Below are 19,498 nucleotides of genomic sequence, written 5' to 3' on the forward strand. Positions count from 1 at the left end.
GCGGTGGCCTATTCCGCCACCGCCCCGCCGCGTCGGGTCCGCCCGGGGGCGTCAGAGCACCGCGCCCAGGAACTCCCGGGTCCGCGCGTGCGTCGGGTCCTCGAAGATCCGCTCCGGCGGGCCGGACTCGATGACCTTGCCGCCGTCGAACATCAGCACGTCGTCGGAGATGTCCCGCGCGAAGTTCATCTCGTGCGTGACGCAGAGCATGGTGATGTCGGTGGACCGGGCGATGTCGCGCAGCACGTCCAGCACGCCGGCCACCAGCTCGGGGTCGAGCGCGGAGGTCACCTCGTCGAGCAGCAGCACCTGCGGCCGCATCGCCAGCGCGCGGGCGATGGCGACCCGCTGCTGCTGGCCGCCGGACAGCTGCGAGGGGTACACGTCGCACTTGTCGGCGAGCCCGACCAGCTCCAGCAGCTCGCGCGCCCGCGCCTCGGCCTCGTCCTTGGACAGGCCCAGCACGGTGACCGGCGCCTCGGTGACGTTGCGCAGCACCTTCATGTTGGGGAAGAGGTTGAACTGCTGGAACACCATGCCGATGTTCTTGCGCACCTCGGCGACCTCGCGGCGCTTGGCCGGGTACAGCCGCCTGCCGTCGACGGTGATGGTGCCCTCGTCGGGCCTGGTGAGCGTCATCAGCATCCGCAGGATGGTGGTCTTGCCGGAGCCGGAGGGGCCGATGAGGGTGACGTGCTTGCCGGCCTCGACGGAGAAGTCCAGCCGGTCCAGCACCGTGTTCTCGCCGAACCGCTTGGTCACGCCGTCGAACCGGATCAGCTCGCCCGCGGGCGCGGTGGCGGCGGGCGCCGGCGCCGCGGGATCGGGGGTGGGGAGGGTGTCAGACAAGGCGTCGCTCCAGGGATCGCAGGAGAAGGGAGGCGAGGTAGGAGATGACGATGAAGGCCACACCAATCACCGTGACCGGCTCGGTGAACTCGAAGGCGTGCTGCGAGAAGAGCCGCGCCTCGCCGAGCATCTCCAGGACGGTGATGGTCATCAGCAGCGGCGTGTCCTTGAGCATGGAGATCACGTAGTTGCCCAGCGCGGGCACCACCCGCCGGACGGCCTGCGGCAGGACGACCGCGGTCCAGGTGCGGCGCAGCGGCAGGTTGAGCGCCTTGGCCGCCTCCCACTGGCCCACCGGCACGCCCTCGATGCCGGCCCGGTAGACCTGCATGGTGTAGGTCGAGTAGTGCAGGCCGAGGCCGATGACGCCCATGGTGAGGGCGGAGAAGGTCAGGCCCCACTCCGGCAGCACGTAGAAGAGGAAGAAGAGCTGCACCAGCAGCGGCGTGTTCCGGACGAACTCGGTGAACACGCCGACGGGCCAGCGCACCCATCGGGTGGGGACCCGCATCAGCAGCGTCCACACCAGGCCGAGGGTGAAGGAGAGCAGGGAGCCCAGCACCAGCGCCTGGAGGGTGACGACCAGGCCGTCCCAGAAGTGCGGCATGAACTCCGCGACGGCGTTCCAGTCCCAGTTCACGCGGCAGCACCCGCCTTCACGTCGGCCGTGGCCTCGGGCGAGCCGGTCCTCACGACCTTGCCGGTCCGGACCTTGAGGCTCTTCTCCAGTCCGCGCATCAGACGGGTGAGCAGGAAGGCGAGGACGAAGTAGATGAGCAGGATGTAGGTGTAGATCTCGGTGCTCTCCTGGAGCGCCAGCCGGATCAGGTTGCCGCTGAACGCCAGGTCGCCCATGCCCATGATCGACACCAGGGCGGTGCCCTTGAGCAGTTCGACCAGGAGGTTGGAGAACGGCGGGATCATCTCGGGCACGGACTGCGGCAGCAGGATGAGCCGCGTCCGCTGCCAGGGCGTGAGGCTGAGGGCGATGCCCGCGTCGCGCTGGGCCTGCGGCACGGCGGCGATCGCGCCGCGCACCACCTCGGCGCCGTACGCGCCGTAGGTCAGGCCGAGGGCGAGCGTGCCGGCCCAGAGCGGGACCAGCTGCCAGCCGAGGGCGGTGGGCATCACGAAGAAGACCCAGAACATCATGATCAGCGCGGAGGTGCCGCGGAACACCTCGGTGTACAGGCCCGCCAGGAAGCGGACGATCCACAGCCGGTGGGTGCGCGCGATTCCGGCCACGAAGGCGACGACGGTCGCCAGGACGGCGCTGAGCACCAGCAGCTGGACGGTGATCCACACACCGTTCAGCACCAGTTCCCAGAGTCCGGAGGTCATCGAGCTGTTCATCGGGCGCACAGCTCCTTCGCGGTCAGGTCGGTCATCTCCGACTCGGTGAACCCGAAGGGCCGCAGGACGCGCAGCAGTTCGCCGCTCTTCTTCATCCTGTGCAGCTCGGCGTTGAAGGCGTCCCGGAGCCGGGTCTCGGTGGGGCGGAAGGCGAAGGCGCCGCCGTCGATCCGGGGCTTGCCGTCCACGACGGGCGCGAACGGCTTCGTGGCCTCGGCCTTGCGGGACTTCTTGACCACCTCGCGGGTGGTGACCGCGGTGCCCGCGAACACGTCGGCGCGTCCGGATTCGACGGCGTTCAGTCCGGCCACCTGGTCGGGCACGATCAGGATCTCGTTCTCCGGGATGCCGGCCGCGACCGCGTACTCGATCTCGGCGTAGCCGGTCCCGGTGGCGAACCTGGCCTTCTTCCCGACGACGTCCTGGTAGTCGCGCAGCCCCATCGGGTTGCCCTTGCGGACGACGAACGAGTCGAGCATCTGGTAGTCGGGATCGGCGAAGATCACCTGGCCGCAGCGTTCCTTGTTGACGTACATGCCGGCGGCGACGACGTCGAACTGCTGCGAGTTGAGCCCGGGTATCAGGGAGCCGAACTCGGTCGGCACCGGCTGGACGGAGCCGACACCCAGGCGCTTGAAGATCACCCGGGCGAGCTCGGGGGCCTCGCCGGTGAGGCCGCCGTCCTTGTCGATGTAGCCGAAGGGTATTTCGCCGGCGATGCCGACCCGCACCACGCCCTGTGCGCGCAGGCGTTCCAGCAGGTCACCGCCGTTCCCGGAGTCCTCGGTGGGGACCCGGCTGCAGGCGGAGACGCCGAGCGCGGCGGCCGTGGCGGCCCCCGCGGCCAGCACGCTCCGCCGGGTGAGTGGTCTTTCCTTCTTGAAGGGAGGTGAAGACATGGCGGCGCGCCTACCCGGGCTTCCATGGCCTAATCCGATCGGTTTCCCGGGCGGTGCTGGGTACCCGGACAGGACCGGTACTGCGGCGACGCACGACGGTGACGGTTCACGTGACGGTGACGGAGAGGCTGGACATGACCGCACTCGGATTCATCTACCCGGGCCATTCGGCCGAGGACGACTACCCGCGCATGGAGCAGCTGCTCGGCAGCGACATCCGCGTCGACGTGGTCCACACCGAGCTCGGAGAGGACGTGCGGCGGGTCGATGTCCTGCGGGAGACGGGCGCGCCGGGACCGCTGGCGGAGGCCTGCGAGCAGCTGCGGCTGTCGGGCGCCGAGGCGGTGGTCTGGGTCAACACGGCGGGCAGTTTCGTGGACGGCTGGGACGCCTCGCGCGAGCAGGTGCGGTCGCTGGCGGTGGCCGCGGGGATGCCGGCGTCCTCCGCCTCCTTCGCCTTCGCCCACGCGGTCCGCGAGGTGGGGGCGCGACGGGTGGCGGTGGCGGCCACCTATCCGGAGGACGTCGCGGAGCTGTTCGTCCGCTTCCTGGAGGAGGGGGCGGGGGTGCGGGTCACCTCGGTGCACGGCGCGGGCGCGGCCACGGCCGCCGATGTGGCGGCGTGGGGCCCGGACCGGGTCCACGAGCTGGTGCTGGCCGCCGACCGTCCGGAGGCCGAGGCGGTGCTGGTTCCGGACAGCGCGCTGCACACGGTCTCCTCGCTGCCGGCCCTGGAGGCCGCCGTGGGCAAGCCGGTGCTCACGGCGAACCAGGTGGCGGCCTGGGAGGCGCTGCGCCTCACGGACCGCAGGGTGAACGCTCCGGAGCTGGGCGCGCTCTTCACCCGTGAGCCTCTGGTGCAGGTCTGACGCGGGGCCGTTCCTCTCATTCCTGGCCTATTACCGCCGGTACCCGAATTGGTGCGTGCCCTTGTCATATGCCACCTGCGAAAGCGCGGCCCGTGGGCCGACCGGGGCCGTAAGACCCTGTCCGGATCGGTACGCCCCGGTATCGTGAGTCGCGTCGATCGACCGGATCAACGGCCCGAACACGCTGGCGCAGGGGGAAACCGTGGCGCTGAACGAACCGGCCGAGTCGCGCCACCCGGTCCAGGAGGCCCTGCGGGCCCTGGACGTGGTGGCGCGGCACCCCGCCGGAATCACCGACGCAGAACTCGGCCGTCAGCTCGACCTCGGCCCGCGGCGCCTGACCACGCTGCTGCGGATGCTGAGGCGTGAGGGCTACGTCCTGCGTCTCCCGGACGGCGCGTACGCCGTCGGGGACACCTTCGCGCGCCTGACCTCGACGGACGGGCACGAGGAGGCGCTCCGCGAGAAGCTGCAGCGCACCCTCGACCGGCTCCGGGACGACGTCGGGGCGGCGATCTATCTCAGCCGTTACGACGACGGAGAGGTGCGGGTCACGCAGTGCGCCGCGGGTCCCGGCGCGCCCGCGGTGAACGAATGGGTGGACTTCCGCTGGGCGGCGCACGCCAGCGCGGTGGGCAAGAGCCTGCTGGGGCAGCTCGACCGCGACGGCCGCCGCGACCACCTCTCCCGCCACCGGATGGCCCGCCTGACCTCGCGCACCATCACCAGCGAGCGGCTGCTCCTCACCCACCTGGAGGCGCAGCCGCCGTCCGCGCCGGTGCTGGACCTCCAGGAGTACGCGGTGGGCACGGTCTGCGCGGCTGTCGCGCTCTCCGCGGGTGAGCGGGTGGGCAGCCTCGCCCTGTCGATGCCGGTGAGCCAGGCGCACCGCCTCCGGCGGGCCGCCGACCGGCTCCACCAGGAGGCCGCGCCGGTGCTGCTCTCGCTGTCCCTCCAGCCCTGATCATGGCCCGGCTCCGGCCGGGTGACCGGCCGGTCACCGGGCCGGCCACCCGGCTGGTCACGAGCACCCCCGGGGACCGGGTAGTATTTTCTTCGTCGCCGGCCGCGGAAGCGGAAGGCGGGAGTCATGCGCCGCTAGCTCAGTTGGTTAGAGCAGCTGACTCTTAATCAGCGGGTCCGGGGTTCGAGTCCCTGGCGGCGCACGGAAGAAGGGCCCCTCGCCTCGCGAGGGGCCCTTCGGCGTTGCCGTCCACGCCGGTCGGCGGTCGTTCCGTCCGTCGGTACGGATCAGAAGGTGACGTCCGAGCAGGCGTAGAACGCGTTGGCCGTGTCCGCGACCGTCCAGACGGCCACGATCACGTGCCGGCCGCTGAGGCCACCGGGCAGCGTTCCGCTGTGCGAGAGCGTCTGCGGCGGCTGCTGGTTGTTGTACGGCACGGTGAGGAACGGCGTCAGGTTGAGGTCCGAGCGGGCCAGCGCGTGGTTCTGGTTCCAGCCTGGCTTGGTGACGTAGTACCTGAAGTCGGTCGTCGAGTGCCGGGCGGTGAACTGCCACCGGAAGGTGTAGCTCTGTCCCGAGGTGACCTTGGTGGCCGGCCAGGCCGCGCCCGAGGGGGTCTTCGGCTGGTCGAGCTGGTTGAAGGTGGAGTGGCCGGCCGAGCAGATGTCTCCGTCGGCGGGGCCGGAGGCCGGGAAGCCCTTGGGGCCCTCGACGCTCTGCGGCTCCCACTGGATGGAGCCGCAGTTCGTGACGGAGCCGTTCTGACAGAGCTTCTGCCGGCTGACGGGCAGGTCCGTGTAGCCGTGGCCGCTGGCGCCACCGGTCGAGAGCACCATGGCTCCCGCGGTGGCCAGGCCGACCGAGGCCGCGTACATCTTCGTGCGTTTGCGCATGCCGACGCTCCTGAGGGAGGGGGGGTCGTTGAGCAGTGCCGAGCATCTCGAGTCGTGCTGTTGGTCTAGACCAAGTACCAAGCTAGAAGCGGAGCTTGAACATGTCCATACCAATCTCGGCCGCTCTACGGATTCGCGCGGAACCTTCGACTTCCGCAGTGACGGCGGCCACGGCCCGCCCGGCCCCTCCCGGGCCCTCCCGCCGTTACGGCGCGCCCTCCCCCCGTCCCGCGCAGAACGCGACGGTCAGGTCCTTCACCAGGACCTTGCGCTCGTAGTCGTCCAGCTCGACCAGTCCGCGCAGGGTCAGACGGTTGACGGTGTCCTCGACCGAGTCGACCACCGCGCTGAGCACCCCGGCGCGCTGCCGGGCGTCCAGGGCGGCGATCCGCCGCCGCTGCATCACGGCGGCCACCTCGGGGGCGTACTCGACGCGGATCGGCCGCACCGCGAAGACCTCCAGCCCGACCGCCTTCGCGTCGGCGGCGACCTGGCCGGTCAGCGCCTCCTCCAGGCCGGGTTCCTCCTCGCCCTGCTCGGGTCGCTCGTCGGCCGGTTCCATCGGCGGGTCCACCGGGATGCGGGCCAGCGCGGCCTCGACGCAGCGGCGCAGGTACTCCTCGTGGTCCTCCACGGCGTGCACGGCGCGGGCGGTGTCCTTCACCCGCCACACCACCAGGGTCCGCACGCGCAGCGCCACCCCGTTGGGGTCGTTGGCGCACAGCGGCTCACTGCGCCAGTGCCGCAGGCGGACGTCGACCTTGCGGCGCAGCAGCAGCGGGTTGACCCAGAGCAGCCCGGTGCGGCGGACGGTGCCGCGGTAGCGGCCGAACATGCCGAGCACCCAGGCGCGGCCGGTGTTGCCGCGGGCCAGACCGCCGAAGCCGAACAGTCCGAGGGCGGCGGAGCCGGCGAAGGCGGCCCACTGGGTGAGTCCGAGGCCGGTCCCCTGGCCGTCGGGGACGGGCAGGCCGGCCACCTCCAGCGCGACCGGCGGGACGACGCCGGTCCACCAGGTGGTCAGCACGCCGCCCGCGACCCCGACGGAGCCGGCCAGCGCCCCGAGCGCGCCGGGCAGGGCCCGGCCGGCCCGCTCCTCCAGGGCCGGGTCGATGTCGGCGGCCACCGCGGGGAGCGGGGCGGGGCGCCGCCGGAACGGGCGCTGCGGACGCTGGGGGCCGATGGTCCCGTTGGTCTCGACGCGGGCAACGGCGGCGGGCCGGGCGCCGGTCGCCGGGTCGTCGCGGAAGAGCAGGTGGACGGGGATCTCGGTGGTGGCCTCGTTCTGGATCAGCCGGCCCGGCGGCCGGGTCGCCGTCCCGGCGGGCACGGGGGTGGGCATGGGGGTGGGCATGGGGGTGGGCACGGCGGCGGTCGCGGTCGCGGTCGCCGCGGTGGGCACGGCGGCGGTCGCGGCGGCGGTCGCCGCTGCGGTCGCCGCCGTGCCCACCACGGCGACCGCCGCTGGGGGCACCGCGGCAGGCGCCGGCGGGGGCGGCGCCGGGGGCACGACCGGGGGCGGCACCGGGGTCGCCGCCGGGGTCGCCGCCGGGGCCGTCATCAGCGGCGATGGTGCGGGGGACGCCGGGACGGCCGACGGCACGGGACCGTCCTGCGCGCCGAGCCGGACGGAGCCGGTGTCGGCACCGGTCCCGGCGTCGGCCCCGGCACGGAGATCGGGGTCGGGGTCGGGTCCCGTGGCCGGGATCTCGTCGGTGGTCGCTGTCATGCCAGTTGCCCCTCGTGTCTCGCTTGCGTCTCGTTCGGTTCAGGAGAAGAGCCGGCGCCAGGTCTCCGGCCCCGGGTAGCCGTCGGCCGCACCGCCGCGCCAGCCCTGGTCCCGCTGGAACGCCCGCACCGCCCTGCGGTCGGCGTCGGTCCACTCGGGCCCCGGGCCGACGGCGTAGTGGCGGCCGTACCCCTTGCGCACCAGCTGTCGCCCGAGCTGGGTGACGTAGGCGTTCTTCGCGCCCGGGCGGAACGCGGCCCGGCCGGGATAGCCGGTGACGCCGTGGGAGGAGGGCGTGCCCGCGGGCGGGATGTCGCGGCCGCCGCCGGTGACGAGCAGCCGCCAGGTGTGCGGGCCGGGGATGCCGTCGGCCTCCTTGCCCGCCCAGCCCTGGGCGCGCTGGAACGCCCGGGTGGCCCGGCGGTGGGCGTCGGTCCAGCGGGGCCCGGCCGCCTCCGCGTCGAACCGGGCGCCGCCGCGTGCGGTGAGGAGCCTGCCCAGGCGGGCGACGTGGGAGTTGCTGGCGCCGGGGCCGAAATGGGCCCGGCCCGGGAAGCCGGCCGCGGCCCGTCCGGGACCCGCGGACGCCGGTTCACCCGCGCCGCCGGGGGCGAGGGCCCGGTGGCGGTAGGGGACGTAGCGACCGCCGTTCACCGGGTACGGGTAGTCGAGCACCCGGCGCACGGCGTGCGGACGGGTCTGCTCGTAGGCGACGTACCGGGTGTGGGTGTAGTCGGTCCAGCCGCCGAAGATCACGACGTGCGAGCCGCTCTGCGGGTCGGAGGGGTTGTGGAAGAGCAGGATGTCGCCGTGCCGGAGTTCGTCCTTCTCGATCCGCTCGGCGTAGTCGTCCAAATTCCCGGTCCACGCGCTGCTGGGGAGGTCCCACGCCATCGACACGAAGCCGGAGCAGTCCTGGCGGTAGCCGTCGCTCCAGTTCCGGGCCATGTCGTACGGCACCCCGGCCTCGACCCAGGTCCGCGCCCGCTCGATGATCTCCCCTCGCGACACCGCCCGCAGCGCACGGCCCTCCCCCGCCCCCTTCTCCGCCCGCGCGGAGGCGGCCCCGCCCCGCCCCGTCTCCGCCCCGCCCCGCCCCGTCTCCGCCCCGGGCCGCGCCGTCTCCGCCCCGGGCCGCGCCGACTGCCACCGGGGCACGGCCGCCGACGACGGAGCCCCGCCCCGCGCGGCTCCCTCGCGGGCCCCCTTCGCGGCCCCCGCCTGAGCCTGCCCGCCGGGCGCGGCGAGAGGGGCCTCGCCCTGGGTGCGCCCGCCCCGCGCGGCCTCCCCACGGGCCGTCCCGCCCCCGGCGGGCCCGCCGTGCTCGCGCTTGCGCACCGGCGCGGACTCCGGGGCCGCCTCTCCGGCGGGCGCCGGCCCGCCTTCGGCAGCCCCACTCCCGGCGGACCCACCCCGCACGGGCTGGGCCTCAACCTGCCCGGCGGACGTGGCCCCGGGCCGGGGAGCGTCGCCTCGGCCGGGACCGGTCGGCCCGGACGACGGCTCGGGCGCTCCCCGCGCCGGTCCGCCCCGCGCGGCCTCCCCACGGGCCGTCCCGCCCCCGGCGGGCCCGCCGTGCTCGCGCTTGCGCACCGGCGCGGACTCCGGGGCCGTCTCTCCGGCGGACCCACCCGGCTCGGCCTGAGCCTGCCCGGCGGGCGCGGTCCCCGGCCGGGCGGCGTCACCCCGAGCGGAACCGGTCGGCCCGGACGGCTGCTCGGGCACTCCCCGCGCCGGTCCGTCCTGCGCGGCCTGCTCGGAGCCCGCCCCGCCCCCGGCGGGCCCGCCGTGCTCGCGCTCCCGCACCGGCCCGGGCTGCTCGGACGACCCTCCGCCTTCGGTAGACCCACCCCGCGCGGGCTCGGTCGCGGTGTCCCCGTCCGAGGACGCGCCGACCTGCGCCGCTTCCGCCCGCGCCGCGAGCGCGGACGCCTCCGGAGCGGGCGCGGCGACGGCCACCGCGGCGGCCGGGGCCGCGGTCATCGCCGTGGCGGCGGCCGCCGTGACCGTGACGACACGGGCCCCGGCGGGATGCCGCACGGAACCCGCCGCCCCGCCCGGCATCGCCCGCCGCCAGTGGGCGCACCCGGCGCAGTCGCACGCTCCGGCGGGGTCGAACTCCTCGAAGGCCGGCTCCGTCATGCGATCTGCCTCACATTTCGTAGGGAAATGTCCGCGCTTCTGCACGTTCGCCAGTCTCGCAACCCCGCGCCCGTGCCGCATGTTGACGGTCCGAATGATGTACGTGGCCACTCCACGGGACGAACGGGGGGCGAAAGGGGCAGGTGAGGTGGTCGGGAGCACCCCGCCACGTGGGGTAGAGTTTTCTCTGTCAGCAGGCGCCGCTAGCTCAGTTGGTTAGAGCAGCTGACTCTTAATCAGCGGGTCCGGGGTTCGAGTCCCTGGCGGCGCACGACGAGGCCCTCGCGCAAGCGAGGGCCTTTTGCTGTGCCCGCACGGTGGGAGCGCGGCAGCACCGGGGGGCGCACACGTGTCCCAGTTGCCCCAACCTCACCCCCGGCCGCCCCATTGGGCTCGTATGACCTGTTACGACCGCGTTGCGCATCTTGCGATCATGCTCAAACCCGTAGAACCCTGGACACAAGTGGCCGCGTCGACGCGGCCGTTGGGCATGCGCGGCGCACGGTTGCCGCCGCGGCGGGGGTGGGGCCCCGCACCGATACGGACGCTGGGGGGCGTCGTGGAGCAGCCGGCCAGGGGGGACGAGACGTAACGGGACACGCGCCGCGGCACCGCCACGGGGCGTGCGGGGGGATGACTTCATGACGTCGACGCCGACAGGCGCCGCGCAGGACTTCGGCGCGTCCACGACCACACCGCCGCGCAGAGCGCCGGTGGCCGCACCGCAGCAGAGGTCGGCGGGCGGCCACACGCCGGCGACCGGCACGACCACCACCACCGGCGTCTTCCGCAGGCTGCGGCGGACCCTGCCGGCCTACGACTACGAGCACTACAGCCGGCTCGCCGGACCGCTCACCCGCCCGGATCCGGAGAAGCCGTACACGGTCCGCTACCGGTCCCTCCTCTCGCAGGAGCCGCACCGGATCCGCGTCGCGCTGATGCTGCTCGCGGCACCGCTGCTGTCCCTGGGCCTGCTGGCCTGGCTGCTGCAGCCGTCGCACTGGACGAAACGGGACTACCCGACGTACGACTTCCTGCCGGCGCTGGACGTCGTGATGCTGGTGTCGATCGGCCTGATCGAGCTGTTCCGCTGCGCCAACGTGCTCTCCAACGCGCACGCCACCCTGGTCGCCCGGGACCCGGTTCCGGTGGTTCCGCAGGCGGGGACGCGGGTCGCGTTCCTCACCTCCTTCGTGCCGGGCAAGGAGCCGCTGGCGATGGTCACGAAGACCCTGGAGGCGGCGGTGCGGATCCGCCACCGGGGCGTGATGCACGTCTGGCTGCTCGACGAGGGCGACGATCCGGAGGTCAAGGAGGTGTGCGCCCGGCTCGGCGTGCGCCACTTCTCCCGCAAGGGCGTCGAGCGGTGGAACCGGGCGAAGGGGCCGCATCGTGCGAAGACCAAGCACGGCAACTACAACGCCTGGCTGGACGCGCACGGCGACGCATACGACTTCTTCGCCTCCGTCGACACCGACCACGTGCCGCTGCCGAACTACCTGGAGCGGATGCTCGGCTTCTTCCGTGACCCGGACGTCGGCTTCGTCATCGGCCCGCAGGTGTACGGCAACTACGACACCTTCGTCACCAAGGCCGCCGAGTCGCAGCAGTTCCTGTTCCACGCGCTGATCCAGCGCGCCGGGAACCGGTACGGCGCGCCCATGTTCGTCGGCACCTCCAACGCGGTGCGGATCTCCGCGCTGCGGCAGATCGGCGGGCTGTACGACTCGATCACCGAGGACATGGCGACCGGCTTCGAGATCCACCGCCACCGCAACCCGGCCACCGGGCGCAAATGGCGGTCGGTCTACACCCCGGACGTGCTGGCGGTCGGCGAGGGGCCGAACTCCTGGACCGACTTCTTCACCCAGCAGCTGCGCTGGTCGCGGGGCACGTACGAGACGATCCTCACGCAGTACTGGAAGGGCTTCTGGTCGATGCCGCCGGGCAAGCTCTTCAACTACACGATGATGATCATCTTCTATCCGATCTCCGCCCTGAACTGGATCCTGGCGGCGCTGAGCTGCGCGCTCTTCATGGGGCTGGGCGCGTCGGGCGTCGACATCGACCCGGTGGTCTGGCTGATGCTGTACGGGAACGCCTCCGCGCTGCAGATCGGGCTGTACGTGTGGAACCGGCGGCACAACGTCTCGCCGCACGAGCCGGAGGGTTCGGGCGGCGTCGCCGGCATGGTGATGTCGGCGTTGTCGGCGCCGGTGTACGCGCGGTCGATGCTGGACTCGGTCCTGCGGCGCAGGAGCCGGTTCGTGGTGACGCCGAAGGGTGACTCGGCGAGCCCGGACACGCTGTTCGGGACGTTCCGGATCCACCTGTTCTTCATCGCGGTCTTCGGCGGCGCGATCGGTGTGGGCTTCCGGCAGGGGCACGCGCACCCGGCGATGGTGGTCTGGGCCTCCCTGGCACTGCTGATCACGGCACTGCCGATCGTGATGTGGCGCCTCACCCTCCGCGCGGAGCGCCGCCGCCGGAGCACGCCCGGCGCGGCCGCGGCTCCGGTGGCGGTGCCCGCCGCCATCGCCGCCCGCGTGACCCCGCCGCACGGGACGCCCACCTGGTCGGCCGCCCGCCCGCCGATCGCCGCGGGGGCCCACGCCCGCCCGATGCCGCTCCAGGTCCCGGCCGCCGTGGGGGCGGCGGCCGCGGGGGCGGCCCCGTCGATGCCGTCCCAGGTGTCCGCGCCGCCGGTCGCGGCGGCCGCGCCCGGTCGCGTGCCGGGGGCGGAGAGCGGACCCGTGCCGGAGACGGGCGACGGGCCCGGGGCCGGGCCCGGGGCGGATCCGGAGGGGCCGGGTGCCCGGCGTCCGGCGCGCCGTCCCAGCTGGGCGGCCGCCCCGCGCGACACGCCGACGCTCACGCTGCCCCGTGGCTCCGGCCCGCAGGACGCGCCCCCCGCCGCGTTCGCGCCCGCCGAACCGGCCGACGCCGGGCCCGGGCCCGCACGCGGGTCCGCGGCCGCGTCCACCGACGCGGCGCCCACCGCTGCCGCCGCCACGGAAAGTGCCGACGCCTCCGCGTCCACCGGGCCCGCCGACGCGGTGCCCGTCGACGTCAGGTCCGCCACCGGCACCACGCGGACCCGCGGCCCGGCCGACGCGCCGCCCGCCGCCACCGCGCCCCCGCGCGAGCCGGCCGACGCGCCGCCCGCGGAGGACGGGCGCGCCACCGGCGGCCCGGCCCGCGGGGAAGCGGCAGGGACGCGGCGTGCGGCGGACGAGGAGGGACCGCGGCGATGACGCCGAACCGGCCCAGCCCCTCGCGGCGCAGGGTGCGCCGCATCGCCGTCACGACCGCCGTGGTGCTGGCCCTGGCCGGCGCCAACGGCCCCTGGCTGTACCGCTTCGGGTCCGAGAAGTACCACGCCTACGCGATCGACCGGCCCGCGTACAAGGCGGAGAACGGCCGCTGGGAGATCGTCGAGTTCCCGGAGGGGTACCGCCAGAACACCATCCACGCCGCCCTGCTGCGCACCGGCAAGGTGCTGCTGGTCGCCGGCTCGGGCAACGACCAGAAGAACTTCGACGCCAAGCGGTTCGACACCCGGGTGTGGGACCCGGTGAAGGGCACGGTCAAGAAGGTCCCCACCCCGAGCGACCTCTTCTGCACCGGTCACACCCAGCTCGCCGACGGCAACCTGCTCATCGCGGGCGGCACCCAGCGCTACGAGAAGCTGAAGGGCGACGTCACCAAGGCCGGCGGGCTGATGGTGGTGCACAACGAGAACCCCGACAAGCCGATGACCATCGAGGCGGGCACCCGCTTCACCGGCAAGGAGAACGGCAAGACCTTCGTCGCCCAGGACTCGGTCCTGGTCCCGCGCGCGAAGAAGCGGTTCGACCGCGATACCGGCAGGTTCCTCGGCAACGACGCCGGCCTCGGCCGCGTGTACGTCGAGGCGGAGCGGCGCGGCGCCCGCCACGAGACCGGGGCCGAGGACAACTACCGCGTCCAGGGCCTGAAGGGTGCCGACGCCCGCAACACGTACGGCATCGCCCAGAAGCTGGCCCTGGACAAGAAGGACTTCCAGGGGATCCGCGAGGCCTACGAGTTCGACCCGGTCGCCGAGCGGTACATCAAGGTCGATCCGATGCGCGAGGCCCGCTGGTACCCGACGCTCACCACGCTCTCCGACGGGAAGGTCCTCTCCGTCTCGGGCCTGGACGAGGTCGGGCAGCTGGTGCCCGGCAAGAACGAGGTGTACGACCCGGAGACCAGGAAGTGGACGTACACCGAGAAGGAGCGTCAGTTCCCCACCTATCCGGCGCTGTTCCTGATGCGGAACGGCAAGCTGTTCTACTCCGGCTCCAACGCCGGCTACGGCCCCGCGGACGTGGGCCGCGACCCCGGCGTGTGGGACGTGCGGACCAACACGTTCACCAAGATCCCCGGCATGCGGGACGCGGACCAGCTGGAGACCTCCGGCACCGTGCTGCTGCCGCCAGCGCAGGACGAGAAGTACCTGGTGATCGGCGGCGGCGGGGTCGGCGAGTCGCGCGCGTCGACGGAGCGGACCCGGCTGGTCGACCTCAGCTCCGGCAAGCCGCGCTTCACCGACGGCCCGTCGCTCGGCCGCGGCACCCGCTACCCGCAGTCCTCGATCCTGCCGGACGACACGGTGCTGGTGTCCGGCGGTTCGGAGGACTACCGGGGGCGGTCGGGCTCCGACATCCTGGAGGCCCGGCTGTACGACCCGGACGCGAACGCCTTCCGCCGGGTCGCCGACCCGCTGGTGGGCCGGAACTATCACTCGGGATCGATCCTGCTGCCGGACGGGCGGGTGATGTTCTTCGGGTCCGACCCTCTCTTCGCGGACCGGGCCGACTCCAGGCCGGGCGTCTTCGAGCAGCGCGTGGAGATCTACACGCCGCCCTACCTCTACCGGGGCGAGCAGCCGGTGGTGAAGGACGGTCCGGACACCGTGCGCCGCGGCGGGTCGGCCACGTTCCGCTCCCCGGACGCCGGCCGCCTGGCGACGGCGCGGCTCATCCGCCCGAGCGCCTCCACGCACGTCACGGACGTGGACCAGCGGTCGATCGCCCTGGAGATGGAGCGGACGGCCGACGGGGTGACGGTGACCGTGCCCGGGAACCGGAACCTGGTGCAGCCGGGCTGGTACATGCTCTTCTTCACCGACCGGGACGGGGTGCCCTCGACGGCACGGTGGGTGAAGGTGCCCTGAGCGCCGCGGACGGACGGGGCGGTCCCGCACTGCGGGGCCGCCCCTTCGCCGTCCGTGCCGTCACCCCGACGCCCGCGCCAGCGCCAGCGCGTACTCCGGCCACCACTCGCCGGCCTTCGGCCCGCCCTTGCAGGTGCCGTCGGACTCGCCGGGCCGCTTGGCCCACACGTAGGCGTCGACCAGCGGGTCCGAGGTGCTGGTCGTCGGCGTCTCGCCCAGGGCGCGGCCCGGCGGGTTGCACCAGCGCTCGCCGGGGTCGCCCTCCTCGTAGGGGCCGTTGCCGTTGCGGCTGGTGTCGACGACGAAGTGCCGGCCACCGACCTTCGCGGAGAGCGACTTGCCGTAGGCGATGGAGTCGGCGGTGGAGTAGAAGTTGGAGACGTTGACCGCGAAGCCGTCGGCCTTCTCCACCCCGGCCCTCCTGAGCGGCTCCCAGATCTGGTCCGGCTGCCCCCATCCCGCGTTGCCCGCGTCCAGGTAGACCTTGGTGTTCTTCAGCCCCTTCAGCCGCGTCACCGCCTCGTCGAGCAGCGCGTACCGCTCCTCGTGGAACTCGGCGGGTGTGCACCCGTCGACCAGGTGCAGCACGGCGTCGGGTTCGAGCACGACCGTCGCCGGGCGGTCGCCGATGCCGCGCATCACCCCCTCCAGCCAGGCCCGGTAGGCGTTGCCGTCGAGGGCTCCGCCCCCGGAGTAGTTGCCGCAGTCACGGTGCGGGATGTTGTAGAGGACCAGCAGCGCCCTGCGGTCGGCCTTCACCGCGGCCTCGGTGAGCGCACGGGCCTCGCCCTCGGGGTCGGAGGTGCCGACCCACTCGCCCGCAGGCTGTTCCGCTATCCGCCGGATGACCTCGGCCTCGGCCTCCCGGCCTTCCCGCTCGTAGGCCTCGACCTGCCTGGCGGCGCTGCCGTTCGGATTGACCCAGAACGGCGCCCCCTTCCCGACGGCCGGGCCCCCCGCCCGCTCCCTCTGCCGTTCCCGGTCCCCTTCCTCGTCACCGGAGCAGCCCACGACCGTGAGCAGCAGCGCCGTGCCGAGCACCGTCGCGCACAGCCGTCTCACCCTCCTGGCTCGCCTGATGGCGTCCATCCCGTTCCCCCCTGCTGTCCCCCCTGGGCGCACTGTCGTTCCCATTCTCAGTCCTGACATTTCAGTTGTCACCCACGCGAATCCAACGGAGAGCACCAACACGGAAGTTCCGGATCATCGTTCACCTCATCCGGTGAGATAGGCCGAGACCACCACATTGGCGGTGTATGCACGCACCGCCTCGTCCCATGCGCCGGCGCAGGTCACCAGCCGCAGTTCGGCGCGGCCGGGTCTGCGGGGCCCGTAGGCGGTGCGGGCATCGAAGCCGTCACGGTCCAGGGTCCGCACCTCCTCCACCGTGAAGCGGGCCGCCCGGCCGTCGCCGCGGTAGACGTCGATCGCGTCGCCGGGCCGCAGTTCGCCGAGCCGGTGGAAGACGGCCGCCTGGGTGGCGGTGTCCCGGTGGCCCGCCAGCAGGGCCGGGCCGGCCGATCCCGGGGCGGGGCCGCGCTGCCACCAGCCGACCGCGCCCGCCATGTCCATCGGCGGTGTCCCCGGCGCGCCGGACGCGTCGAGCGGGCGGGGCACGACGGGGGCGCTCAGCTCCAGCGACGGCACGTCGATCCGCCGGGGCGCGGCCGGCGGCAGCGGCCGCCGGGCGGGGGGCAGACGGACACCCGGCCCCGGTGCGGCGGGCGCCGCGGGTTCCGCCGCCGGCCGGCCGGAGGGCGGCGGCAGGTCGACGTCGGTGAGCTCCGCCGCCCAGACCAGCGTGCCGCCGAGCAGCGTCAGCCAGGCCAGGACCGGCAGCAGTCGTCCGCCGCGCACCGTCACCGCTGCCTCGCACGTCGCCTCCGGGCGGTCCGCGGCACCAGCACCACGACGGCCGCGGCGACCCCGGCCAGCACCAGGCCGGTCACCGTCTGCGCGGCCCCGGGAGCGGCGGCCTCCGCGTCCTCCTGCGCCTTCGCCTCGGCCTCCGCGCGGGCCAGGCCGCCACCGCCGGCCGGGACCGGGGCGGTCGGCGAGACGGCGGGCGGGGTGGGCGGGGCCACGCCGGTGCGGACGCCGGCCACCCTGACCTCGGCGAACCGGTCGGGGACGCCGTCGCAGCGGATCCGCACCCGGTAGGCGCCCGGCCGGACACCGGAACGGACACGGGTCTCCCCGGTGAGCCTGCCGTCGACGCCGGTACCGGTGAGCCTGGCCTCCGCCACGAAGGCGTCGGACGCGGCGGTGCCGGTGCGGCCGCCGCAGCGGTCCACCGTCACCCGCACGTCGGCGCCGGGGCGCGGCGCGGTCGGCGCCACCTTCACGACCGTGTCGTCGCCCGCGTCCGGGGGCGCCGCGTGGGGACCGCCGGCCACCGGGGTGAGCGCGACGGCCACCGCGGCGCCCGCACAGCTGAGCGTCGTACGTAGTGCACCCATCACGAACCTCCCGTTACCAGGAGGCTCCCCCGGACCGCGCCGTCCCGCATCGGGACCGTGCCGGGTATGCCACGAACGAACGTGCGCGCGCCGCCCGTTCGGAGCAGCGCGCGCGTGTCGGGTGGTGCCGGGGCCGGGCGGGGCGGGGTGCGGTGGCCCCGCCCGGGCGGGTCACACGAGGTCGACGATGTCCGCGATCGAGCCGACGACCTCGGAGGGACGGAACGGGTAGTTCTCCACCTGGTCCTTGCCGGTCGAGCCGGTGAGCACCAGGTATGTGCGCATTCCCGCCTCCATGCCGGCCAGCACGTCGGTGTCCATCCGGTCGCCGATCATGGCGGAGCTCTCCGAGTGCGCGCCGAGCCGGTTGAGGCCGGTGCGCATCATCAGCGGGTTGGGCTTGCCGGCGAAGTACGGCTGCTTGCCGGTGGCGCGGGTGATCAGGGCGGCCACCGAGCCGGTCGCGGGCAGCGGTCCCTCGGTGGAGGGGCCGGTCTCGTCGGGGTTGGTGGCGATGAACCGGGCGCCGCCGTTGATCAGCCGGACGGCCTTGGTCATCGCCTCGAACGAGTAGGTGCGGGTCTCGCCGAGGACGACGTAGTCGGGGTCGTGGTCGGTGAGCACGTACCCGATGTCGTGCAGCGCGGTCGTCAGGCCCGCCTCGCCGATGGCGTAGGCGGTGCCGCCGGGCCGCTGGTCGTCGAGGAACTGGGCGGTCGCCAGGGCGGACGTCCAGATGTTCTCCACCGGCACGTCCAGGCCCATCCGGCGGAGCCGGGCCTGGAGGTCGCGGGGCGTGTAGATGGAGTTGTTGGTCAGGACCAGGAACGGACGGTCCTTGTCCTTGAGGCGCTTGATGAACTCCTCCGCGCCGGGGATCGGGACGCCCTCGTGGATGAGTACCCCGTCCATGTCGGTGAGCCACGACTCGATGGGCTTCCGCTCCGACATCCACAGCCTCCTGAACCTCTACTGCCACCGGAGGCCCACCCTATGCGCCCCGCCGCTCCCGGCCCAGAGGTGATCGCCGCTGTTCGCACCCGCCGTGGTGCCCGCCCGCCCTGGTGCGCGCCGCCGCACGTGAGGACCCCTGTGCGGGGGATCGTGCCGCCGGCCCCGGGGCGGGGCGTGCACGGGTGGCGGCGCGAGGGCGCGGATGCCCGGATGCGGGTACGCCGGGGGCGGGAGGTCAGGGGGCGCGGTGGGCGGCCCGGCGGACGGCGCGCCGCACGGCGAACACCGCCGCGGCCGCGAGGGCCACCGCTCCCGCGCCACCGGCGGCGGCCGGAACCCACGGCACCGGGTCGTCCCGCTCCGCGGCGGGCCCGGACGCGCCGCGTACGCCGGCCGCCTCCGCCGCGCGGATCCGGAACCGGTACGGGTCCGCGGACCGCCCCACCCACTCGCCGTCCGCCCCGTCCCGGCCCGCCCGCCGGACCACGACCGCCTCCGCCGCCACCTCGTTGGACAGCGCGTCCGGTGCCAGCGCGAGCAGCACCCGCACCCGCACCGTCTTTCCCGCCCCGACCGTGAACCCCTTGAAGTCGCCACGCCGCTCGCGCCCCTCCTCGCCGAACACCCCCACCAGCTCGTCCCGTTCCGTCCCCTCGAAGTCGACGGCCCGGGGCCGCTCACCGTCGAAGAAGAACAGCGCCGCCTGTGCCGGGCGCAGCGCCCGCCGTTCGTCGGTCAGCACCACCACCGGGTGCAGCCCCGCGCAGGTGCGCGACGAGCGGTTGGTGAGCTCCAGCACCCACGCCCGTGGGACCTCGCCCGCCCGGTAGGCCTCCGGCCCCCGCAACCGCGCCACCACCGGAAATCCCCGCGCCCCCTTCCCCACCCCCTCGCATCCCCGCCCCGCCGCGGCGGCGCGAACCGTGAGCGCGGCGGGTCCGGCGGACGCCGTGAACGCGGCGGGGGGAGTGGGCGTGGTGGAGGGGCCGGACGTCGGCGGGGTCGGTCCCGTCGGCGCCGCCGTACCCACCGCGGCCGCGGCCAGAGCCACGGCAGCCGCCCACCGTCGCATGCCGGTGGCCTTCCCCGCGCCACGCTCCCGCGCCCCCGACACACCGCCACGCCACCCGGACGGCCGTACGGAACCCCCCACCCGGATCAGCGCGGGAACCCCCCGTGCCAGAGTGGTC

15 protein-coding genes, 2 tRNA genes and 1 pseudogene are annotated in these 19,498 nt (G+C 74.0%); 6 read left to right on the top strand and 12 right to left on the bottom strand.

The window, feature by feature from the left end; genetic code table 11:
* Window positions 1-51 precede the first annotated feature (51 nt).
* The 4 genes from ehuA to ehuB all read right to left on the bottom strand — a co-directional run bounded on the left by ehuA (window position 52) and on the right by ehuB (window position 3,101).
* Window positions 52-780 carry an ectoine/hydroxyectoine ABC transporter ATP-binding protein EhuA gene (ehuA, locus tag GBN72_RS29520; RefSeq protein ID WP_246213007.1) on the bottom strand — a complete coding sequence of 243 codons (729 nt, stop codon included), beginning with the start codon at window positions 778-780 and terminating at the stop codon, window positions 52-54.
* A gap of 61 nt (window positions 781-841) precedes the next feature.
* On the bottom strand, window positions 842-1,489 hold the full coding sequence (gene ehuD, locus GBN72_RS29525; protein ID WP_151775021.1) for an ectoine/hydroxyectoine ABC transporter permease subunit EhuD: 648 nt from the start codon (window positions 1,487-1,489) through the stop codon (window positions 842-844).
* Complete coding sequence (ehuC, locus tag GBN72_RS29530) at window positions 1,486-2,190, bottom strand: ectoine/hydroxyectoine ABC transporter permease subunit EhuC (protein ID WP_151775189.1); 705 nt, start codon at window positions 2,188-2,190, stop codon at window positions 1,486-1,488. Before ehuC ends, ehuD begins: the two co-directional genes overlap by 4 nt.
* An 8-nt stretch (window positions 2,191-2,198) precedes the next feature.
* Entirely contained in the window at window positions 2,199-3,101 is a 903-nt protein-coding gene (ehuB, locus tag GBN72_RS29535) for an ectoine/hydroxyectoine ABC transporter substrate-binding protein EhuB (protein WP_151775022.1), read from the bottom strand.
* A gap of 134 nt (window positions 3,102-3,235) precedes the next feature.
* Between ehuB and GBN72_RS29540 the strand changes: the two genes are divergently transcribed.
* The 3 genes from GBN72_RS29540 (at window position 3,236) to GBN72_RS29550 (ending at window position 5,136) form a co-directional block, all read left to right on the top strand.
* Window positions 3,236-3,970 carry a maleate cis-trans isomerase family protein gene (locus tag GBN72_RS29540; RefSeq protein WP_151775023.1) on the top strand — a complete coding sequence of 245 codons (735 nt, stop codon included), beginning with the start codon at window positions 3,236-3,238 and terminating at the stop codon, window positions 3,968-3,970.
* A gap of 202 nt (window positions 3,971-4,172) precedes the next feature.
* Window positions 4,173-4,934 (top strand): IclR family transcriptional regulator, encoded by a 762-nt coding sequence (locus tag GBN72_RS29545; protein WP_151775024.1) that lies wholly within the window; start codon window positions 4,173-4,175, stop codon window positions 4,932-4,934.
* Between the two features lie 128 nt (window positions 4,935-5,062).
* A tRNA-Lys gene (locus tag GBN72_RS29550) sits at window positions 5,063-5,136 on the top strand.
* 85 nt (window positions 5,137-5,221) lie between these two features.
* Here GBN72_RS29550 and GBN72_RS29555 read toward each other — a convergent pair.
* The 3 genes from GBN72_RS29555 to GBN72_RS35640 all read right to left on the bottom strand — a co-directional run bounded on the left by GBN72_RS29555 (window position 5,222) and on the right by GBN72_RS35640 (window position 8,894).
* Window positions 5,222-5,827: a lytic polysaccharide monooxygenase auxiliary activity family 9 protein gene (locus tag GBN72_RS29555; RefSeq protein ID WP_151775025.1), complete on the bottom strand. Its 606-nt coding sequence runs from the start codon at window positions 5,825-5,827 to the stop codon at window positions 5,222-5,224.
* Between the two features lie 205 nt (window positions 5,828-6,032).
* Entirely contained in the window at window positions 6,033-7,181 is a 1,149-nt protein-coding gene (locus GBN72_RS29560) for an SPFH domain-containing protein (RefSeq protein WP_439959834.1), read from the bottom strand.
* 414 nt (window positions 7,182-7,595) lie between these two features.
* On the bottom strand, window positions 7,596-8,894 hold the full coding sequence (locus GBN72_RS35640) for a peptidoglycan-binding protein (protein ID WP_439959835.1): 1,299 nt from the start codon (window positions 8,892-8,894) through the stop codon (window positions 7,596-7,598).
* Between the two features lie 1,001 nt (window positions 8,895-9,895).
* On the opposite strand from GBN72_RS35640, the gene GBN72_RS29575 reads away from it, so the two are divergent.
* The 3 genes and pseudogenes from GBN72_RS29575 to glxA all read left to right on the top strand — a co-directional run bounded on the left by GBN72_RS29575 (window position 9,896) and on the right by glxA (window position 14,895).
* Window positions 9,896-9,969, top strand: a tRNA-Lys gene (locus tag GBN72_RS29575).
* Window positions 9,970-10,339: 370 nt separating this feature from the next.
* Window positions 10,340-12,158 (top strand): annotated as a pseudogene (locus GBN72_RS29580) (glycosyltransferase family 2 protein); the annotation flags it as partial.
* Between the two features lie 790 nt (window positions 12,159-12,948).
* On the top strand, window positions 12,949-14,895 hold the full coding sequence (gene glxA / locus GBN72_RS29585) for a radical copper oxidase GlxA (protein ID WP_151775026.1): 1,947 nt from the start codon (window positions 12,949-12,951) through the stop codon (window positions 14,893-14,895).
* A 60-nt stretch (window positions 14,896-14,955) separates the two neighbouring features.
* Here the strand turns inward: glxA and GBN72_RS29590 are convergent, their stop codons facing one another.
* The 5 genes from GBN72_RS29590 to GBN72_RS29610 form a co-directional block, all read right to left on the bottom strand.
* Window positions 14,956-15,984 (bottom strand): glycoside hydrolase family 6 protein, encoded by a 1,029-nt coding sequence (locus GBN72_RS29590; protein WP_151775027.1) that lies wholly within the window; start codon window positions 15,982-15,984, stop codon window positions 14,956-14,958.
* 126 nt (window positions 15,985-16,110) lie between these two features.
* A complete protein-coding gene (locus GBN72_RS29595) occupies window positions 16,111-16,758 on the bottom strand; it encodes a class F sortase (protein ID WP_151775028.1) in 648 nt (215 codons plus the stop codon).
* Window positions 16,755-17,354 (bottom strand): hypothetical protein, encoded by a 600-nt coding sequence (locus GBN72_RS29600; protein WP_151775029.1) that lies wholly within the window; start codon window positions 17,352-17,354, stop codon window positions 16,755-16,757. The genes GBN72_RS29595 and GBN72_RS29600 overlap by 4 nt, the downstream gene beginning before the upstream one ends.
* 171 nt (window positions 17,355-17,525) lie before the next feature.
* A complete protein-coding gene (locus GBN72_RS29605) occupies window positions 17,526-18,305 on the bottom strand; it encodes an HAD-IIA family hydrolase (RefSeq protein WP_151775030.1) in 780 nt (259 codons plus the stop codon).
* A 238-nt stretch (window positions 18,306-18,543) separates the two neighbouring features.
* Window positions 18,544-19,167 (bottom strand): hypothetical protein, encoded by a 624-nt coding sequence (locus tag GBN72_RS29610; protein WP_164540948.1) that lies wholly within the window; start codon window positions 19,165-19,167, stop codon window positions 18,544-18,546.
* Window positions 19,168-19,498 lie beyond the last annotated feature (331 nt).

The sequence above is a fragment of the Streptomyces abyssomicinicus genome, assembly GCF_008974245.1.
GTDB classification, from domain to species: Bacteria; Actinomycetota; Actinomycetes; order Streptomycetales; family Streptomycetaceae; genus Streptomyces; species Streptomyces abyssomicinicus.

Excerpts from the sequence above, each read along its gene's own strand:
- GBN72_RS29605 (WP_151775030.1), bottom strand. The coding sequence starts at position 18,305 with ATGTCGGAGCGGAAGCCCATCGAGTCGTGGCTCACCGACATGGACGGG.
- GBN72_RS29590 (WP_151775027.1), bottom strand. The coding sequence starts at position 15,984 with ATGGACGCCATCAGGCGAGCCAGGAGGGTGAGACGGCTGTGCGCGACG.
- GBN72_RS29600 (WP_151775029.1), bottom strand. The coding sequence starts at position 17,354 with ATGGGTGCACTACGTACGACGCTCAGCTGTGCGGGCGCCGCGGTGGCC.
- GBN72_RS29540 (WP_151775023.1), top strand. The coding sequence starts at position 3,236 with ATGACCGCACTCGGATTCATCTACCCGGGCCATTCGGCCGAGGACGAC.
- ehuC (WP_151775189.1), bottom strand. The coding sequence starts at position 2,190 with ATGACCTCCGGACTCTGGGAACTGGTGCTGAACGGTGTGTGGATCACC.
- ehuB (WP_151775022.1), bottom strand. The coding sequence starts at position 3,101 with ATGTCTTCACCTCCCTTCAAGAAGGAAAGACCACTCACCCGGCGGAGC.
- glxA (WP_151775026.1), top strand. The coding sequence starts at position 12,949 with ATGACGCCGAACCGGCCCAGCCCCTCGCGGCGCAGGGTGCGCCGCATC.
- GBN72_RS29560 (WP_439959834.1), bottom strand. The coding sequence starts at position 7,181 with ATGCCCACCCCCATGCCCACCCCCGTGCCCGCCGGGACGGCGACCCGG.
- GBN72_RS29555 (WP_151775025.1), bottom strand. The coding sequence starts at position 5,827 with ATGCGCAAACGCACGAAGATGTACGCGGCCTCGGTCGGCCTGGCCACC.